The sequence below is a fragment of the Micromonospora carbonacea genome, from assembly GCF_014205165.1.
Taxonomy (GTDB): Bacteria; Actinomycetota; Actinomycetes; order Mycobacteriales; family Micromonosporaceae; genus Micromonospora; species Micromonospora carbonacea.
On record NZ_JACHMZ010000001.1, the window covers coordinates 4,289,076 to 4,305,375 of the forward strand.

16 protein-coding genes and 1 pseudogene are annotated in these 16,300 nt (G+C 76.7%); 11 read left to right on the forward strand and 6 right to left on the reverse strand.

Annotated elements, in window-relative coordinates:
* Window positions 1-101: 101 nt before the first annotated feature.
* Window positions 102-1,766 (reverse strand): annotated as a pseudogene (locus HDA31_RS18315) (HAD-IIIA family hydrolase); the annotation flags it as partial.
* 190 nt (window positions 1,767-1,956) lie between these two features.
* Between HDA31_RS18315 and HDA31_RS18320 the strand changes: the two are divergent.
* Window positions 1,957-2,394, forward strand: coding sequence for an SRPBCC family protein (locus HDA31_RS18320; protein WP_311774363.1), 438 nt, complete (start codon window positions 1,957-1,959; stop codon window positions 2,392-2,394).
* Between the two features lie 162 nt (window positions 2,395-2,556).
* On the forward strand, window positions 2,557-3,324 hold the full coding sequence (locus HDA31_RS18325) for a polyprenol monophosphomannose synthase (protein WP_074475942.1): 768 nt from the start codon (window positions 2,557-2,559) through the stop codon (window positions 3,322-3,324).
* 19 nt (window positions 3,325-3,343) lie between these two features.
* On the opposite strand, the gene HDA31_RS18330 is transcribed toward HDA31_RS18325, so the two are convergent.
* A complete protein-coding gene (locus tag HDA31_RS18330; RefSeq protein WP_178064244.1) occupies window positions 3,344-4,981 on the reverse strand; it encodes a phytoene desaturase family protein in 1,638 nt (545 codons plus the stop codon).
* Between the two features lie 72 nt (window positions 4,982-5,053).
* Between HDA31_RS18330 and HDA31_RS18335 the strand changes: the two genes are divergently transcribed.
* Window positions 5,054-6,487 carry an aldehyde dehydrogenase family protein gene (locus HDA31_RS18335; RefSeq protein WP_178064243.1) on the forward strand — a complete coding sequence of 478 codons (1,434 nt, stop codon included), beginning with the start codon at window positions 5,054-5,056 and terminating at the stop codon, window positions 6,485-6,487.
* Window positions 6,488-6,561: 74 nt separating this feature from the next.
* On the opposite strand, the gene HDA31_RS18340 is transcribed toward HDA31_RS18335, so the two are convergent.
* Window positions 6,562-6,966: a ChaB family protein gene (locus HDA31_RS18340; protein WP_178064242.1), complete on the reverse strand. Its 405-nt coding sequence runs from the start codon at window positions 6,964-6,966 to the stop codon at window positions 6,562-6,564.
* Between the two features lie 174 nt (window positions 6,967-7,140).
* Between HDA31_RS18340 and HDA31_RS18345 the strand changes: the two genes are divergently transcribed.
* The 4 genes from HDA31_RS18345 to HDA31_RS18360 all read left to right on the forward strand — a co-directional run bounded on the left by HDA31_RS18345 (window position 7,141) and on the right by HDA31_RS18360 (window position 9,499).
* Window positions 7,141-8,124, forward strand: coding sequence for a YihY/virulence factor BrkB family protein (locus HDA31_RS18345; protein WP_178064241.1), 984 nt, complete (start codon window positions 7,141-7,143; stop codon window positions 8,122-8,124).
* An 83-nt stretch (window positions 8,125-8,207) separates the two neighbouring features.
* Complete coding sequence (locus HDA31_RS18350; protein WP_074475939.1) at window positions 8,208-8,624, forward strand: DUF2795 domain-containing protein; 417 nt, start codon at window positions 8,208-8,210, stop codon at window positions 8,622-8,624.
* Window positions 8,625-8,676: 52 nt separating this feature from the next.
* Window positions 8,677-9,138: an SRPBCC family protein gene (locus tag HDA31_RS18355; protein ID WP_074475938.1), complete on the forward strand. Its 462-nt coding sequence runs from the start codon at window positions 8,677-8,679 to the stop codon at window positions 9,136-9,138.
* A 97-nt stretch (window positions 9,139-9,235) separates the two neighbouring features.
* Window positions 9,236-9,499 carry a hypothetical protein gene (locus HDA31_RS18360; protein ID WP_178064240.1) on the forward strand — a complete coding sequence of 88 codons (264 nt, stop codon included), beginning with the start codon at window positions 9,236-9,238 and terminating at the stop codon, window positions 9,497-9,499.
* Window positions 9,500-9,519: 20 nt separating this feature from the next.
* On the opposite strand, the gene HDA31_RS18365 is transcribed toward HDA31_RS18360, so the two are convergent.
* The gene (locus tag HDA31_RS18365) at window positions 9,520-10,707 is read right to left on the reverse strand and encodes an MFS transporter (protein WP_246384552.1); all 1,188 of its coding nucleotides are present in this window, start codon (window positions 10,705-10,707) and stop codon (window positions 9,520-9,522) included.
* A gap of 163 nt (window positions 10,708-10,870) precedes the next feature.
* Between HDA31_RS18365 and HDA31_RS18370 the strand changes: the two genes are divergently transcribed.
* Window positions 10,871-11,083, forward strand: coding sequence for a hypothetical protein (locus HDA31_RS18370; RefSeq protein ID WP_074475935.1), 213 nt, complete (start codon window positions 10,871-10,873; stop codon window positions 11,081-11,083).
* A gap of 28 nt (window positions 11,084-11,111) precedes the next feature.
* Here HDA31_RS18370 and HDA31_RS18375 read toward each other — a convergent pair whose 3' ends face one another.
* Entirely contained in the window at window positions 11,112-11,555 is a 444-nt protein-coding gene (locus HDA31_RS18375) for a hypothetical protein (protein ID WP_178064238.1), read from the reverse strand.
* Between the two features lie 167 nt (window positions 11,556-11,722).
* Here HDA31_RS18375 and HDA31_RS18380 point away from each other — a divergent pair, with 167 nt between their 5' ends.
* The gene (locus HDA31_RS18380) at window positions 11,723-12,097 is read left to right on the forward strand and encodes a DUF6401 family natural product biosynthesis protein (protein ID WP_178064237.1); all 375 of its coding nucleotides are present in this window, start codon (window positions 11,723-11,725) and stop codon (window positions 12,095-12,097) included.
* A gap of 109 nt (window positions 12,098-12,206) precedes the next feature.
* On the opposite strand, the gene HDA31_RS18385 is transcribed toward HDA31_RS18380, so the two are convergent.
* On the reverse strand, window positions 12,207-13,082 hold the full coding sequence (locus HDA31_RS18385; protein ID WP_074475932.1) for a mechanosensitive ion channel family protein: 876 nt from the start codon (window positions 13,080-13,082) through the stop codon (window positions 12,207-12,209).
* Window positions 13,083-13,293: 211 nt separating this feature from the next.
* Here HDA31_RS18385 and HDA31_RS18390 point away from each other — a divergent pair, with 211 nt between their 5' ends.
* Together HDA31_RS18390 and HDA31_RS18395 are read left to right on the forward strand one after the other, a co-directional pair.
* Complete coding sequence (locus tag HDA31_RS18390; RefSeq protein ID WP_178064236.1) at window positions 13,294-15,417, forward strand: ATP-binding SpoIIE family protein phosphatase; 2,124 nt, start codon at window positions 13,294-13,296, stop codon at window positions 15,415-15,417.
* Window positions 15,418-15,468: 51 nt separating this feature from the next.
* Window positions 15,469-16,146, forward strand: a complete 678-nt coding sequence (locus tag HDA31_RS18395) for an HAD family hydrolase (protein WP_074475930.1) — start codon at window positions 15,469-15,471, stop codon at window positions 16,144-16,146.
* Window positions 16,147-16,300 lie beyond the last annotated feature (154 nt).

Here is a 16,300-nt window from a genome sequence, read left to right on the forward strand (position 1 = left end):
GGCACGGCCATCCGGTCCGCCGCGCCGGCTGCCGCACGGCGCGCACCGCCCGGTCCGCCGTCCGGGCCGGGCGCGCCGGCCGGGTCGCCGTCGGGGCGCGGCGCGCCGGCCGGGCCGGCGGGCGCGTCGGCGCGGACGCCGAGCAGGCGCAACGCGTCGAGGACCGCGCCGGGGTCGATCCCGGCCAGGCAGGGGTGCCCGGGGACGGGGCAGCTGGCGGCGCGGGTGTCGCGGCAGGCGGCCCCGGCGTCGCCGAGGCGCACGGTGGGCACCCGGTAGGGCCCCCACTGTCCGTACGGGACGGTCGGGGCGAACAGGCTGACCACGGGCACGTCGAGCGCGGCGGCCAGGTGGGCGGGGCCGGTGTTGCCGACGACGAGGGCGGCCGCGCCGGCGATGATCCCGGCCAGCTCGGCGAGGCCGGTGCGCCCGCCGAGGTCGACGCCGCCGGCGGCGGCCACCCGGGCGGTGAGTTCGCGTTCGCCGGGCCCGCCGGTGACCACGACCCGGTGGCCCGCCCCGGCGAGCGCCCGGACGATCCGGGCGGCCAGTTCGGGCGGGCAGGCGCGGGCGCTGGCCGTCGAGCCGGGGTGCAGCACCACGTAGCCGGGCCGGTCGAGTCGCGGCGGCGGGGCGGGCACCGCCTCGCGGCGCAGGCGCAGCCGGGGCTGGTCGTCGCCGGGCAGGGCGTGGCCGGCGGCGGCGGCCAGCGACAGGGCCCGCTCCGGCTCGGGCACCCCCGCCGGCACCCGGTGGCGCACGTCGAGCAGGCTGCCGGGGTAGTCGTCGCTGATCGCGGCGATCCGGGGCACGCCGGCCAGGCGCAGCAGCAGCGCCAGCGGCAGCGGCGACTGGTGGAAGCTGGTGAAGATCACCGCCTCGTCCGCGCCCACGGCCGCGAGGCGGCGCACCAGCCGGCGGGTCCGGTCCGGGTCCACCGGGCCCGGGTCCGGGTCGATCCACTCCAGGGGCCACTCGACGATCTCGTCGATCCCGGGCAGCAGCTCCGCCGCCGCCCGGCCGCGCGGCCCGCACAGCAGCACCACCCGCCGCGCGTGGGCGGCCACCGCGCGGATGCCGGGCCCGGTGACCAGCACGTCGCCGGCCGAGTCGCTGCGCACCACCAGCACCGTGCCGGCCGCGCGGGGCGCGCCGGGGGCGACGGCGTCCTGCCGGCGCAGGATCTCGTCGACCGCCGCCGGCAGGGTGGGGCGTACGCAGGGGGCGGCGGCCACCTCCTCGGGCCGGGTGACGGGCGTCGGCACCAGCACCCCGTGCGCCCCGGCGGCGAGCGCGGCGGCCATGTCCCGCCCGATGTCCCCCACCAGCACGCAGCGCTGCGGCGTCGTGCCCAGCCGGGCCGCCGCGGCGTGCACGAGGCCCGGGGCGGGCTTGCGACAGTCGCACCCGGCGGCGTCGTCGTGCGGGCACACGTGCCAGGAGTCGAACGGCCCCAGCAGCTCCTCGACGCGGGCGTGCACCCGGTCGAGCTGTCCCGCCGTGAAGCAGCCCCGGGCCAGCCCGGACTGGTTGGTCACCACGGCCAGCCGCAGGCCGGCGGCGCGCAGCCGGTCCAGGGCCTCCCGCGCGCCCGGCAGCGGGCGCACCTTGTCGGGGTCGCCGTTGTACGGCACGTCCTCCACCAGCGTGCCGTCGCGGTCCAGCAGCACCGCGTCGAACAGGACACCGCCGGAACCGCGCCGGCCAGGACCCGGGTCGACCCGGGCTGACCTGCGCTGATCCGGCTCACTCTGGTCCCGTCGCACGGGCGGCGGGTTCCCTGCGCCCCGGGGAGTAAACGTCGTCGGCGGCGCGGTGCCCGCCGCCGTCGGGTGCGGCGGTGCCGCCGTCGGGCCACCGTCCTCCGGTGCCGCGATACCCGCCGCCGCCGAGAAGCTAACCCGCCGGGCTCGTTAGGGGCCGCCGGGAGCGGGGTACGGGGGCGCGGTGGCGATCGTGGAGAAAGTGATCCAGGCACCCCCGCAGCAGGTGTTCGACGTGCTCGCCGACGGCTGGACGTACAGCGACTGGGTGGTGGGCACGGTGCACGTGCGCGACGTGGACGACGCCTGGCCCCGCGTCGGCGCGCGGCTGCACCACAAGGCGGGGCCGTGGCCGTTCTCCCTCCAGGACGCCTCGACGGTGCTGGCCTGCGAGCCGCCGCACCGGCTGGTGCTGAAGGCGGGGCTGTGGCCGGCGGGCGAGGCGACCGTGGTCTTCACCCTGGAGCCCGTCGGCGACGGCGCGACGCGGGTGCGCATCGGCGAGGACTTCGCCGCCGGCCCGCTGCGCTGGGTCCGCACCAGGCTCAACGACCTGGTGCTGCACCAGCGCAACAAGGAGACGCTGCGCCGGTTGTCGGACATCGCGACCCGGCAGAGGTCGGACCGCTGACGCGCCGGGGCCGGCCCCCGGCGGCCCGGCCCCGGCGCGTCGCCGGGCTCCCCGCCCTGCGCACGGCGTGTCGCGCGCGGCGGACGGGGAGCCATTACGACATGGAACGGGCAACTGGCTACCCTCTCAGGTAAACCTGTCGGCAAACCGAGGATGTCCGTCATGATCGAACCCGTGCAGTTGCCCGCCCCCTGGCGGGACGCACGCCTGACCGTCGTGGTTCCCACCTACAACGAGGCGGGGAACCTCCCGGTCCTGGTCGAACGGCTCCTCGCGCTGCCGCTGCCGGGCCTGAAGGTGCTGGTCGCCGACGACAACTCCCCGGACGGGACGGGCGAGGTGGCCGACAAGCTGGCCATCGAGCACCCCGACCGGGTGGAGGTCGTGCACCGCGCCGGCAAGGAGGGCCTCGGCCGGGCGTACGTCGACGGGATCGGCCGGGCCCTCGACGGCGGCGCGGAGTACGTGGCGCAGATGGACGCGGACCTGTCCCACCCGCCGGAGGCGCTGCCCGGCATGCTCGGCGCGCTGCTGTCCACGCAGGCGGGTGTGGTCATCGGTTCCCGGTACGTGCCGGGCGGGCAGCTCGACGAGGCGTGGCCGCTCTACCGCCGCGCGCTCAGCGGCTGGGCCAACCTGTACGTGCACACGCTGCTGCGGGTGCGCATCCGCGACCTCACGGCGGGCTTCAAGATCTGGCGGGCCGACGCGCTGCGCGACATCGGGCTGGACCGCGTGCAGTCCAACGGCTACAGCTTCCAGGTGGAGATGCACTACCTGGCCACGAAGCTGGGGCACACCATCCTGGAGGTGCCGATCCGGTTCGAGGAGCGCCGCGACGGCGCCTCGAAGATGACCACCGCCACCAAGATCGAGAGCGCGCTGATGCCGTTCAAGCTGCGCAGCCGGCACCGCAACATCGAGGGCTGACGGGCCGCCGGGCGGCGCTTCAGCGGTAGACCGTCCGGTGGGCCGCGCCGATCACGCCCGCGTACAGGCCGCCGGTGAGCGCCCGGTCGCGGGCCAGCGCGGCCCGCGCGGCGTTCGCGCCGGGCGCGCCGTGCACCCCGCCGCCCGGGTGTGCGGAGGCGCTGGCCAGGTACAACCGGTCCACCGGGGTGTCCGCGCGGCCCAGGCCGGGGATCGGCCGCAGGAAGAGCTGCTGGTACGCCGCCGCGGTGCCGCCGCCCAGCGCCCCGCCGACCAGGCTCGGGTCGCCCCGTTCCAGGTCGGCCGGGCCGGCGACGTGCCGGCCGAGGATCCGGGCGCGGAAGCCCGGGGCGGCGGCCTCCAGCACGTCCTCCATCCGGGTGAGGTGCGCGGCGACGTCCTCGGCCCGCCAGTCGCGCCGGAACGGCAGGTGGGTGTACGCCCACAGCGACTCGGTGCCCGGCGGGGAGTGGCTCGGGTCGGCGACGCTCATCTGCCCCACCAGCAGGAACGGGTCGCGGGGCACCTGGCCCCGGGCCAGCTCGGCGGAGTAGGTCGTGAGCCCGTCGAGGTCCGCGCCGAGGTGCACGGTGCCGGCGCCGGCCACCGCCGGGTTGGTCCACGGCACCGGCCCGGACAGCGCCCAGTCGACCTTCAGGGTGGAGCCGTCCCAGCGGAAGTGCGCCAGGTCCTCCACCAGCCGGGGCGGCAGCGCCGCCGCGCCGACCAGGTCGAGGTAGAGGGCGGGCGCGGGGACGTCGGCGAGGACGGCCCGCCGGGCCCGCCAGGCCCGGCCGTCGACGGTGCGTACCCCCATCGCCCGGCCCCGGGCGGTGAGCACCCGGTCGACGCGCGCGTCGTGGACGATCCGGCCGCCCCGCCGGGTGAGCCGGTCCACCAGCGCGTCGGTGATCCGCTGCGCCCCGCCGACCGGCACCGGCCAGCCGACCTGCTGGCCGAGCATGGCCAGCAGCCAGCCGTAGACGCCGGAGCCGGCTTCCTCCGGCGAGAGGTCGGTGTGCAGGGCGCAGCCGGCCAGCAGCAGCGTGCCGCCCTCGCCGTCGAACAGCTCGGCCCCGAGCTTGCGCACGGGCACGACGAGCCGGCGGGCCAGCCGCAGCGCCCCGCCGACCTTGAGCCGGCGCAGCAGGCCGACGCCGCCGCGCACCGGCGGGAAGGGGGTGGTGATGGTCGCCAGCATCGGCCCGGCCACGTCGAGCCAGTCGGCGTAGGCGTGCCGCCAGCGCTCCCCGTCGGCGGGCGCGAACGCCGCCAGCGACGCGGCGGTGGCGTCGAGGTTCCGGTTGAGCACGGCGGCGCGCCCGTCGGGCAGCAGGTGGGCCAGCACGTCGGGGGCGTGGGTCCAGCGCAGCCCGTGCCGGTCGAGGTGGAGGCCGGCGAGCACCGGCGAGGCGTACCCGAGGGGGTAGAAGGAGCTGTAGAGGTCGCTGAGATAGCCGGGGGCGGTCACCTCGGCGGAGCGCACCGCCCCGCCGGGCGCGCCGGTCGCCTCCAACACCAGCACGTCCCAGCCGGCGTCGGCCAGCAGGTTGGCCGCCACCAGGCCGTTGTGGCCCGCGCCGACGACGATCGCGTCGGCGCGCTCCGGGCCGGTCGGCCCGCCGGACGCGGCGGTGGGGAGGCCGGTCGAGGTCATCCGACCCGCCTACCCGGGGCCACCCGGGGCGAAACGCGTTTGCCGGGGCGGGGGCGGGGGATGCACCGCCGCATGTACACGGTTGCGCAGCTCATCGGTGGGGTGTGGGGGGCCGGCGGCGCGGGGGGCGAGCTGGTCGTCCACGATCCGGCCGACGGCCGCCCGGTCAGCACGGTGCCGGTGGCGACGGCGGACGAGGTCGGCAAGGCGGTGGAGGCCGCGCGGGGCGTCGCGCCCGGGTGGGCGGCGACGGACCCGGCGGAGCGGGCCGCCGCGCTGCACCGGGCCGCCGACGCGGTGCAGGCCGCGGCGCAGGAGCTGGCGGCGGCGGTGACGGCGGAGATGGGCAAGCCCCTCGCGGACGCCCGGGGCGGCGTCGAGGCGGGCGTCGGCACCCTGCGACAGTACGCCGAGCTGGCCCCGGTGCGGGGCGGGCGCACGCTGCTCGGCGGCGCGGGATCGATCGACTTCATGGCGCCGCAGCCGCGCGGCGTGGTCGCCGCGATCACCCCCTGGAACGACCCGGTGGCGGTCTCCTGCGGGCTGCTCGGCGCGGCCCTGGTGACCGGCAACGCGGTGCTGTACAAGCCGAGCGAGCGCACCCCGGCGACGGGGTGGCTGCTGGCCCGCGCGCTGGACGAGGTCCTGCCGCCGGGGGTGTTGTCGCTGCTCACCGGCGGCGGGGAGGTCGGCGCGGCGCTGGCCGGCGGCGACGTGGACGTGGTGGCGCACGTGGGTTCGACGGCCACCGGCCGCCGGATCGCCGCGGCGGCGGCCCGCACCGGGGCGAAGGCGCTGCTGGAGAACGGCGGCAGCGACCCGCTCGTCGTCGACGCCGGGGTCGACCCGGTCTGGGCGGCGGAGCAGGCGGCGCTGGGCGCGTTCGCCAACGCGGGGCAGATCTGCGTGGCGGTGGAGCGGATCTACGCGCACCGGGACGTGGCGGAGGACTTCGTCGACGCGCTGGTGCGGCGGGCCGGGGCGCTGCGGGTCGGGCCGGGGCGGGACCCGGCCACGGAGCTGGGGCCGCTGGTCGACCGGCGGCACCGCGACCACGTGCACGGGCAGGTGACGGCGGCGGTGGCCGGCGGGGCGCGGCTGCGCGCCGGCGGAGTGCTGCCGGACGGGCCGGGGGCGTTCTACCCGGCGACGGTGGTCGTCGACTGCCGGCACGAGATGACGCTGGTGCGCGAGGAGACGTTCGGGCCGGTCGCCCCGGTGGTGGTGGTCGACTCGTTCAGCGAGGCGCTGCGGTGCGCGGCCGACTCGCCGTACGGGCTGGCGGCGACGGTGCTCACCGGCTCGATGAGTCACGCCCAGCGGGCCTGGCGGGAGCTGCCGGTCGGCACCGTGAAGGTCAACGCCGTGTTCGGCGGCGCGCCGGGCGGGGCGGCGCAGCCGCGCCGGGGCAGCGGTCAGGGCTTCGGCTACGGCCCGGAGCTGCTGGACGAGTTCACCGCCACGAAGGCCGTGCACATCGAGGCACCGGGCGGCGGCCACTGGTGACGTACGGCGCAGGGGCCCGGGACCTGACGGCCCGGGCCCCTGCGCCGTGGTGGGCGCTCAGCCGCGGTGGCCGGTCAGCGGCCCCCGCGCGCCTTGCGGGTGGCGTTGTCGTTGGCCTTCTCGATGGCCTTGACCAGCTCCGGCTTCGTCATCCGGGACCGGCCGGGCACATCCAGCTTGCGGGCCACCGCCAGCAGGTGGTCCTTGGTGGCGTTGGCGTCGACGCCGCCCGCCGTGGGCGCGCGCCGCGCCGGCCCGCCGCCGGCGGCCTGCCGGTCGCTGGGCCCCTTGCGGCCCTTGGGCTCCCAGTGGTCGCCGACCTTCTCGAACTCGTGCTTGACGGCGGCGAACGCGGTGCGGTGCGCCCGCTCCCCCTCGCCGTACGTCTCCACCGCCGAGTCGTGCGTCTTCTCCCAGGTGCGCTGCGCCTTCTCCGGGGAGCGCCGCAGCGTGCTGGGCAGTACCTCGCGCCCGGGCATGTCGTCCTCCTCCGCGTCGACTGCTTCCCGATGACCGTTCCCCCGGCGCGGGCGGGCAAACCGCCGGCCGCCCCGCCCCGTGTCGGGTTTGTCGATTTCCGGCGCTGGGTACGGGCGGGGCCAGGCGAACGCCGGGTGCCGGTCACCCGGCCGCCCGGGGCACAGGGGGCGGTCATGGCAGCGACGACGGAACCGGACACGGCGGTCCTCGACGAGGGGCGGGCGCGGCGGCCCCGCCGGGTACGCCAGCTCAGCTGGTCCACCTGGCGGGGGGTGCTGGTGCGCAGCGGCCGGAACTTCGTCAAGGACAACTGCGCGGACTGGGCCGCCGCGCTCACCTACTACGGGGTGCTCGCGCTGTTCCCGTCGACGATCGTGGTGGTCGCCCTGGTCGGGCTGGTCTCCGACGGGGAGCGGACGGTCGACACGGTGATCGACCTGGCCCGGGACGTCGGGGCCGGGTCGGTCGTCGGCAACGAGGGCTTCGTCAGCGTGGTGCGGGGCGTGGTCGACCAGAGCAGCGGCGCGAAGACCCTGCTCAGCTTCGGCCTGCTGGGCGCGCTGTGGTCCGCGTCGGGGTTCATCGGCGCGTTCACCCGGGCGTCCAACGCCATCTACGGGGTGCAGGAGGGGCGGCCGGTGTGGAAGCTGCGCCCGTTGCAGATCGGGCTGGCCGCCGTGACGCTGGTGCTGCTGGCCGTGGTGGCGACGGGGCTGATCGTCAGCGGCCCGGTCACCGACGCGGTGGGCGACCTGGTGGGCGCGGGCGGGCTGGCCCGCACGGTGTGGGGCGTGGTCAAGTGGCCGGTGCTGGCCATGGTGATGATGGTGCTGCTGTCGTTGCTGTTCTGGATCGCCCCGAACGTGCGCCAGCCCCGGTTCCGCTGGCTCACCCCGGGCGGCGCGGTGGCCCTGGTCTCCTGGGCGCTGGCCTCCTTCGGCTTCGGCCTGTACGTGGCGAACTTCGGCTCGTACGACGTGACGTACGGCAGCCTCGGCGCGGTGATCGCGTTCCTGGTCTGGCTCTACCTGTCCAACTCGGCGCTGATGCTGGGCGTGCAGATCAACGCCGAGCTGCAACGGGGCCGGGCGTTGCAGGCCGGTGAGCCGGACCCGGAGGAACCGGTGCTGCCGCCGCGCAGCCCCGCCGCCGGCTGACGGTTCGCGGCCGGGCGACGGATCGCGGCCGGCGGGGCGGCCGCACCGGTTTACCGGCGTCCGCCCCGGGTAGCGCAGAAGGCATGGAACGTGGCAGCAGCAAGCACAGCCCGAGGGTCGACGAGCAGATGAGCCAGGAGGTCAGCGGCCTGGTCCAGGGCCCCGGCGTCGGCGGCTCACGGGTCGACGAGTTCCGCCAGCCCGAGCCGGCCGGCGAGGACCAACCGGAGGCCACCACGGCCCCGGCGGGCGAGCTGCGCACCGGCGCGCCGCAGGGGATGAGCCCCGCCGACGTGGAGCGGCGCAGCCGGCTCGGGCGGTTCATCACGATGACCGCCCTGCCGGGCGACCGGGAGGCGCTCGTCGCCAACGCGCGCGACAACGACGCGCCGGCCGACCTGGTCGCCGCCCTGGAGGGGCTGCCTCCGGGCACCCGCTACCAGACGGTCTCCGAGGTGTGGGCCGCCCTCGGGCACAGGAACGAGACGACGCGTTGGTGAGGGGGACCGTCCCCCGGCCCGCCCCGCACCCGCGCACTGAGGAGGATTGCTGATGAGTGGCGTAACCGAGCACGTGGACGTGTCCGTCCCGATCCGGACCGCGTACGACCAGTGGACGCAGTTCGAGGAGTTCCCGCACTTCATGGAGGGGGTGCAGGAGGTCCGACAGCTCAACGACACGAAGACCCACTGGACGGTGGAGATCGCCGGGGTCAAGCGCGAGTTCGACGCCGAGATCACCGAGCAGCTGCCCGACGAGCGGGTGGCCTGGCGTTCCACCGGCGGCACCCAGCAGGCCGGGGTGGTGACCTTCCACCGCCTCGACGAGGCGAACACGCGGGTGACCCTCCAGTTGGAGTTCGAGCCGCACGGCGTGGTGGAGCAGGCCGGCGACAAGCTGGGCGTCGTCGACCGCCGGGCCAAGGGCGACCTGGAACGGTTCAAGCAGTTCATCGAGCGGCGCGGTCAGGAGACCGGCGCCTGGCGCGGCAGCGTCGACCGGCCCCGGCCCTGACCGTCCCCCGCACGAGCTGACCATGGCCGCCGGCATCCGGCGGCCATCGTCGCGCCCGGGGCCGTTTGCGCCCACCGGCCCCGGGTACGGCGAAGGCATGACCGACAACGACAGCCACGTGTGGCGCGACGAGCAGCGGCTCCCGTTGGAGGAGCTGGACCGGGCGCTGGCCCGGTCGACCCTCGACGGGCAGGCCGACGACGTGACCGGCAACGACGCCGGGGAGGAGGCCGCGTTCGGGCGCGGCCCGGAGGCGGTGGACCGGGGCGCGTCGCCGGCCGGCCGGGAGCGCGAGCGCACCGACGCGGAGCGGGCGTGCCGGCCGTCGACCACGGGACGGACCGGCCCCGACAGCATGTGACGGCCGGCCGGCCGGGTCGGTCAGGGCCGGCGGGACGCGACGGCGTGCAGGGTGGTCAGGGCCGCGGCGAGGACCACGAGCGCCGGCCCGAGGGCCTCCACCGAGGTGTACGCGACCAGCGCGCCGATGCCGCTGGGCACCAGCGCCCCGCCCAGCCCGGCCGCCGCGATCTGCACGCCGATGGTCCGGTCGGCGTGTGCGGCGCCCACCCGCTCGGCGGTGCCGAGGGTGAGCAGCGGGAACACGGGCGCGGCGGCGAAGCCCAGCACCAGCAGGCCGGCGACCGCCACCCAGGCCGGCGCGGGCAGGGCGATCAGCACCGCGCCGGCGACCATGCCGAGCAGGCTGGCGCGCAGCACCCGCCCGGTGCCGAGGCGCTCGGCGACGAAGCCCTGCACCACCCGCCCCAGGAACAGGCTCCCCCAGTACCCGGAGACGCACACGCCGGCCACCCCGGCGGTGAGCCCGCGCCCCTCGGTGAGCAGCAGGAACGCCCACAGGCCGGCGGCGATCTCGATGGCGACGTACACGGCGAAGGCGAGGGAGCCCAGCCAGACGGCCGGCAGGCGCAGCGTGTCGCGGACCCGGACGGGGTCGGTGGTGGGCAGCGGGGCCGGGCCGGCGGCGGGCGGGGGCGGCGCGGTGCGGTCGACCCAGGCCCGCACGGTGAGGGCGAAGGCGGTGCCGAGGGCGAGCTGGGCGGCGGCGACGATGCCGTACCCCCAGCGCCAGGAGATGCCGGCGCTGAGCACGGCGGTCATGATCAGCGGGCCGATGGCGACGCCGAGGCCGAAGAAGGCGTGCATCCAGTTCATGTGGCGGGGGCCGAACGCGTTGGCCGCGTACGCGTTGAGCCCGGAGTCGATCGCCCCCGAGCCGAGCCCGAGCAGCAGCGCGCAGCCGGTCGTGACGGCGAGCCCCGGGCTGGACGCGTACCCGGTGAGCGCGAGGCTGGCCAGCAGGGTGCTGCCGGCGAGGAGCCGGCCGACGCCGAGCCGGGCCAGGGAGAACCCGGCCAGCACGCTGGCGGTGAGGTATCCGGTGGTCCCGGCGGTCAGCATCAGGCCGACGGCCTCGGTGGGCACGTCGAAGTCCGCCCGCATGGACGGCCAGCCGACGCCGAGCAGCCCGTCGGGCAGGCCGAGGCTGACGAACGCGAGGTAGGCGAGCAGGAGCAGGGCGGGTCGGGGCGACGCGGGGCGGGACACGATCGACCATCCTGCCGCACCCGGGCCGGAGCAACCAGCGGCTTTCCACGCCTCCCCCGAAACGGCAAAAAGTGCGGCACCTACGGCCGGAAACCCGGACAGGTCATCCAGAATCGTCCGATCGGGTGACGGCGATCCCGGCGCGTCGCGCAAGACTTTCCGAATGCGACAGGGCTCCGGCTTCCTCACCGTCCGTCAGCGTCGTCTCGCCTGGCTCGGCTTCCTCCTCGCCGCCGCCCAGGCGCCGGTCGCCGCCAGGTTCGCCACCGACGACTCGTGGCTGTTCAGCCTCTGCGTCGCCCTGATGGTCGCCACGGTGATCATCGCCGACGACGCCTCCCGCCGCCGCCCGGCGAACGCGCCCTCCTCCGACTAGCCGCGACGCCACGCCGCCGCCGGCCGCGTCAGTCGCCGGCCGGGCGCGCCTCGTGCCCGGGGCGGCCCCGGGTCCGCCGCCGCTCCTTCAGCTCCGCCTCGTACAGGTGGCGCCGGCCGCCGACCAGCTCGTCGCGGGCCTGCCGGTCGAGGTCCCGGAACAGCGCGTAGTACCCGTCGTCGAAGTCCTCGACGATCTGGAAGGTCCACCGGCCGGCGATCACGTTGCGGCCGAGCAGGTCGGTGGCGATCCGGTCGGCGATCGTGTCGTGCCCGGCCGCGCGGAACTGCGCGACGGCGTCGTCGAGCATCAGGTCGGCGTGGCCGACGAGCTGGTGCAGCGCGTAGAGGTGCCCGCGCGCCCGCTCGACGGTCTCCAGCGCCTCGCTGAGCTTGCCCAGCGCCTCGACGGTGCCGTCGCTGACCCCGGCGGGGCGGCGGTGCCGCCCGTCGGGTCCGTCCTGCTGTCCCATGCGTTCCTCCACGGTGCCGGTCGCGCCGGTGTCGACCCGTCCTCCCTTCTGCCCCGCACCGGCCGGGTCAATCCCGGCGGCCGGGGTGCCGGCCGACCGGTGGAGGACCGGGGACCGGCCGAGCGGTGGAGGCGCGCGTGGTTACCGGCCGGTTAGCCTCGGTCCTCATGCGTCTGCCGTCGAACCGGGCCCCGGGCCGCACCGCCGTGGACTCCGCCAGCTCCGCCCTCGCCGTGCTGACGGTCTCGATCGGCACCGCCGGGCTCGCCGCCGCCGCCACCCGCCCCGGGCTGCTGGCCGAGGTCGACCAGCACGCCGCCGCCGTCCGGGACGCCCTCGGCGGCGACCGCCGGCCGCTGACCCCCGCCGCGCTCGCCGGCTACGCCGAGGGCGTCCGCGACGCGGCGCGCGAGCACGGCTGGCAGCCGCCCACCCGCTCGGCGGACTTCGCCGAGCCCGACTGGCTGCTCGTCCGCCTGCTCGCGGTCTGCGCCCTGGCCCGTGCCCTGGACACCCACCCGGCCCCGCTGCCGACGCTCTGACGGCCCGCGCCGCTCGGCGACGCGGCCGCGCTCCGGCGACGACCCGACCGCTCCGGGCGCACGGCGGAGGGGGCCCGCGCGGGCCCCCTCCGTCTCGTGCTCACCCCGGTCAGCTACCCGGGCGGCCGAACTGCTGGGTCTCGTCGCCCGGCATGGCGCCGGAGCGGTACGTCCCCTGCCCGCCGCGGGCGCCGGTCATCGACCCCTCCGGCATGGCCCGGGCGCGCTCGCCGCCCCGGTCGGCCATCCGCCGCTCGACGTCGCCCCGGCCGGTGGCCTGCGCCTGGCGGTGCTCCCGCAGCATCCGGGACTCCTCGGCGGCCCGGTCGAGCCACCCCTCCCAGCGGTTCTGCATCGGCCGCACCAGGCCGCCGCCGACGCCGACGATCAGGATGCCGGCCACCGTGGCGAGCACCGCGATCAGCACCGGCGTGGTGACCGTGGTGGCGATGCCCACCTGGTTGAGCGCGGCGATGACACCGAGCGCCAGGATGAAGATCGCCGTCAGGTCGGCCAGCACCCGGCCGTAGGACAGCCCGCCCAGGAAGCCGGTGACCAGGTCCCGCACCGCGTTGGCGATCGCGGCGGCCACCACCACGATGACGATCGCGATGAACGCCCGGGGCAGCCACGAGACCACTCCCCGGATCAGGTCGCTGATCGCGTTCGGCCCCCACACCCCGAAGGCGAACTGCAGGGTGAACAGCAGCACGGCGTAGTACGCCAGTTTCGCCAGGATGTCGCTGGCGTCGTACTTGGTGCGTTCCAGCGCGCGCCGGATCCCACCCCGTTCGACCGCGCGGTCGAACCCCACCCGTTCCAGTGCCGCGTCCACGATCTTGAGGACCGCTTTGGCGATGAGCCACCCCACCACGAGGATCACGATGAACGCGATCGCCCTCGGGACGAAGAGCAGCACCGACCTCCACATATCGGTCAGGGCCGTACCGATGTCTACCTGCCCGACCGCGAGGGTTTTCTGCATGGTGTCCCTCCTGTCGCATGGACTTCGGCGCGCGCATACCCGCCTCGGTGCGCCGCACGCCGCGCGACACGTACCGAATTTCCCGACATCGCCCCCCAGAGCGGGCCTGACCTGCGCTGACGGGCAGTGGCCGACCGCCCCGCGCGGACGCCCGACGCCGGTCGGCCCCGCGATCGGGCCGTCGGCGGGCGGGTCCGGCTAGGCTGCGGACATGCCAGGCACGGTCGGGCGAGTCCCCACGCCAGCTACGCCCGCCGCGGAGGCGTCCGCCCCCGACGCCGCAGGCGTCGTTCCCGGCCGGTCCCGGGCCGCGACGACGCTCGGCCCGCCCCAGCACTGGGACCCGGCGGTACGCGGCGCGGCCGAGCTGATCCTCGCCTCGCCGGTGCCGATGGCGCTGGCCCTCGGCGACGACCTCCTGCTGTTCTACAACGACGCGTACGCGACCCTCATCGGCGACCGCCACCCCGGCGCGGCGGGCCGGCCGGCCGGCGAGGTGTTCGCCGACGTGTGGGGCGAGCCGGGCGTCGGCGACGCGTTCGAGCGCGCCTACCGGCAGGGCGAGTCGTCGCTGGAGCGGGAGGCGGTGCTCCCGTACGACCGGCAGCAGCCCGACGCCCGGGGCCAGGCGGTGTTCACGCGCGGCCACTCCCCGGTGCGCGACAGCGCGGGGCGGGTCGTCGGGGTGCTGACCGTGACCGCCGAGACCAGCCAGGCCACCGAGCAGTTGCAGAGCCTCAGCGACGTGGCCGCCGCGCTCGCCGGCACGCTCACCCTGGACGACGTGGCCCGGGTCGCCCTGCGCTACCTGCTCACCGCGTTCGACACCGACCGGGTCACCTTCGGCGTCGACGACGGGGCGGGGTGGCGCACGGTGCGGCGGGTCCGCGGCGAGCTGCTGGACGAGGCCGACGAGCGGCTGCCCCCGCTGTGGCGGCGCTCGCCCGCCGACTCCACCGGGCCGTTGATCGTCGCCGCGCGCAGCGGGGTCGCCCAGTTCGTCTCCGACGGGCAGCCGCTGCGGGACATCGCGGTGGACCGGCACGACCAGAAGGTGCGGGCGTTGGCCGCCCAGCCGCTGCGCACGTCGGCGCTGCGGGGCGGGCTGACCGTCGGCTACCACGCGGCGCGCGCCTGGTCGGCCGCCGAACGGGCCCTGCTGGCCGCCTCGGCCGAGCTGATCGGCCAGGCCGCCGAGCGCGCCCGCCGGTTCGAGACCCAGCACGGCACCGCCCAGCTGCTGCAACGCAGCATGCTGCCGGAGCACCTGCCGGCCCTGCCCCGGCTGCGGATCGCCGCCCGCTACGACGCCGGTGTCGACGGCAACGCCGCCGGTGGCGACTTCTACGACGCGTTCCTGCTGCCCAGCGGCGAGCTGGGGGTCGTCCTCGGCGACGTGGCGGGCCACGACGTGCAGGCGGCGGCCCGGATGGGTCAGGTCCGGGCGGCGCTGCGCGCGCTGGCCCTGACCGATCCCCGGCCCGACGCCGTGCTCGCCGGGCTGGACCGCCTGGTGAGCAGCCTCGGTGCCGAGACCGGCAGCCAGGAGCTGTTCGTGACCGTGGTGTTCGGGGTGGTCGACGCGCAGCGGGAGCGGCTCACCCTGGCCAGCGCCGGGCACCCCGCGCCGCTGGTGCGCCGGGGCGGGCCCGGCGGGGAGCCCGTGGCCGAATACCTGGACGTGCCGCCCGGCGCACCGCTCGGGCTGGGCTGCGCCCCGCGCACCACCACCGTCCGCTTCGCCCCCGGCGACACCCTGCTGCTGTTCAGCGACGGCGTGGTGGAGCGGCGGCGGCAGAGCCTCGTCGCCGGGCTGGACAGCCTGGCCGCCGCCGTGGCGGGGGCGGCCAGCGGCGATCCCCGGGCGCTGTGCGCGGTGGCGACGGCGGCCGTCGCCGGTGCCACGGAGGACGACGTGGCGGTGCTGGCGGTGGAGCACGCGCTGATCCCCAGCCGCTCGGCGGGCATGGAGGTGCCGGCGGAGCCGACCGCGCCGAGCCGGGTGCGGCACTGGATGACCGCCCAGCTCACCGACTGGCAGGTGCCGGAGGCCGTGGTCGGCGCCGCGGTGCTGTGCACCAGCGAGCTGACCACCAACGCGCTGCTGCACGCGGGCACCGCCGCCCGCGTCGAGATCGACCTCAGCCCGGAGCGGCTGCTGGTGTCGGTGGCCGACTCGGGCACCCGGGGCACCGTGACGCGGGCCCACACCGACACGTTGAGCAGCCGGGGCCGGGGGCTCGGCCTGATCGAGCAGCTCAGCGACGCCTGGGGCACCGACCCGACGGTCCGGGGCTCGACGGTCTGGTTCGAGATCCTCATCCCGGCCGGGTGACGCGCCGCCCCGGCCGGGTAGGGCGGGCCCCGACCGGGTAGGAGGGCACGCATGGCCACCGACACTCAGCGCGGCGTCCTCTTCGACGTCGACGGCACCCTGGTCGACACCACCTATCTGCACACGGTGTGCTGGTGGGAGGCGCTGCGGCAGGCCGACCGGCCGGTGCCGATGGCGACCGTCCACCGCGCCATCGGGATGGGCGCCGACAAGCTCCTGGACCATCTGCTCGGCCCGGAACGGGACCGCGCCGCCGACGGGAGGCTGCGCGACGCCCACGACAGCCTCTACGGCGAGTACTGGGAGCGGCTGACCCCGCTGCCGCGCGCCGCCGACCTGCTGCGCGCCTGCGCCGCCCGGGGGCTGCGGGTGGTCCTCGCCACCTCGGCCGCCGCGCACGAGGTGGGGGCGCTACGCCGGGCGCTGGACGCCGACGACGCGATCACGACGGTCACCTGCGCGGCGGACGCCGAGCAGAGCAAGCCCGCGCCGGACATCCTGGTCGCCGCGCTGGAGCAGTCCGGCCTGGACGCGGCCCGGGTGGTCTTCGTCGGCGACTCGGTCTGGGACGTCGCCGCCGCCGGCAAGCTGGACATCCCGTGTGTGGGGCTGACCTGCGGCGGGACCAGCCGGGGCGAGCTGGCCGGGGCGGGCGCGGTGGCCGTCTACGACGACCCGGCCGCCCTGCTGGAGTCGCTGGCGAGCTCACCGCTCGCGGCGTCGCCCTGACCGTCGCAGCGGCCCAACCGGCGTCGCGCGCCGACCGCGCAGCGGCCCGGCCGCCGGGGAGCACCGCGCCCGGGGCGGCCGTGCCGCGACGCATCGATTCCGGCGAGCACGCTTACGGCGGCCGTGCACGGGGCAAGGTCCGTCACCACTCGCC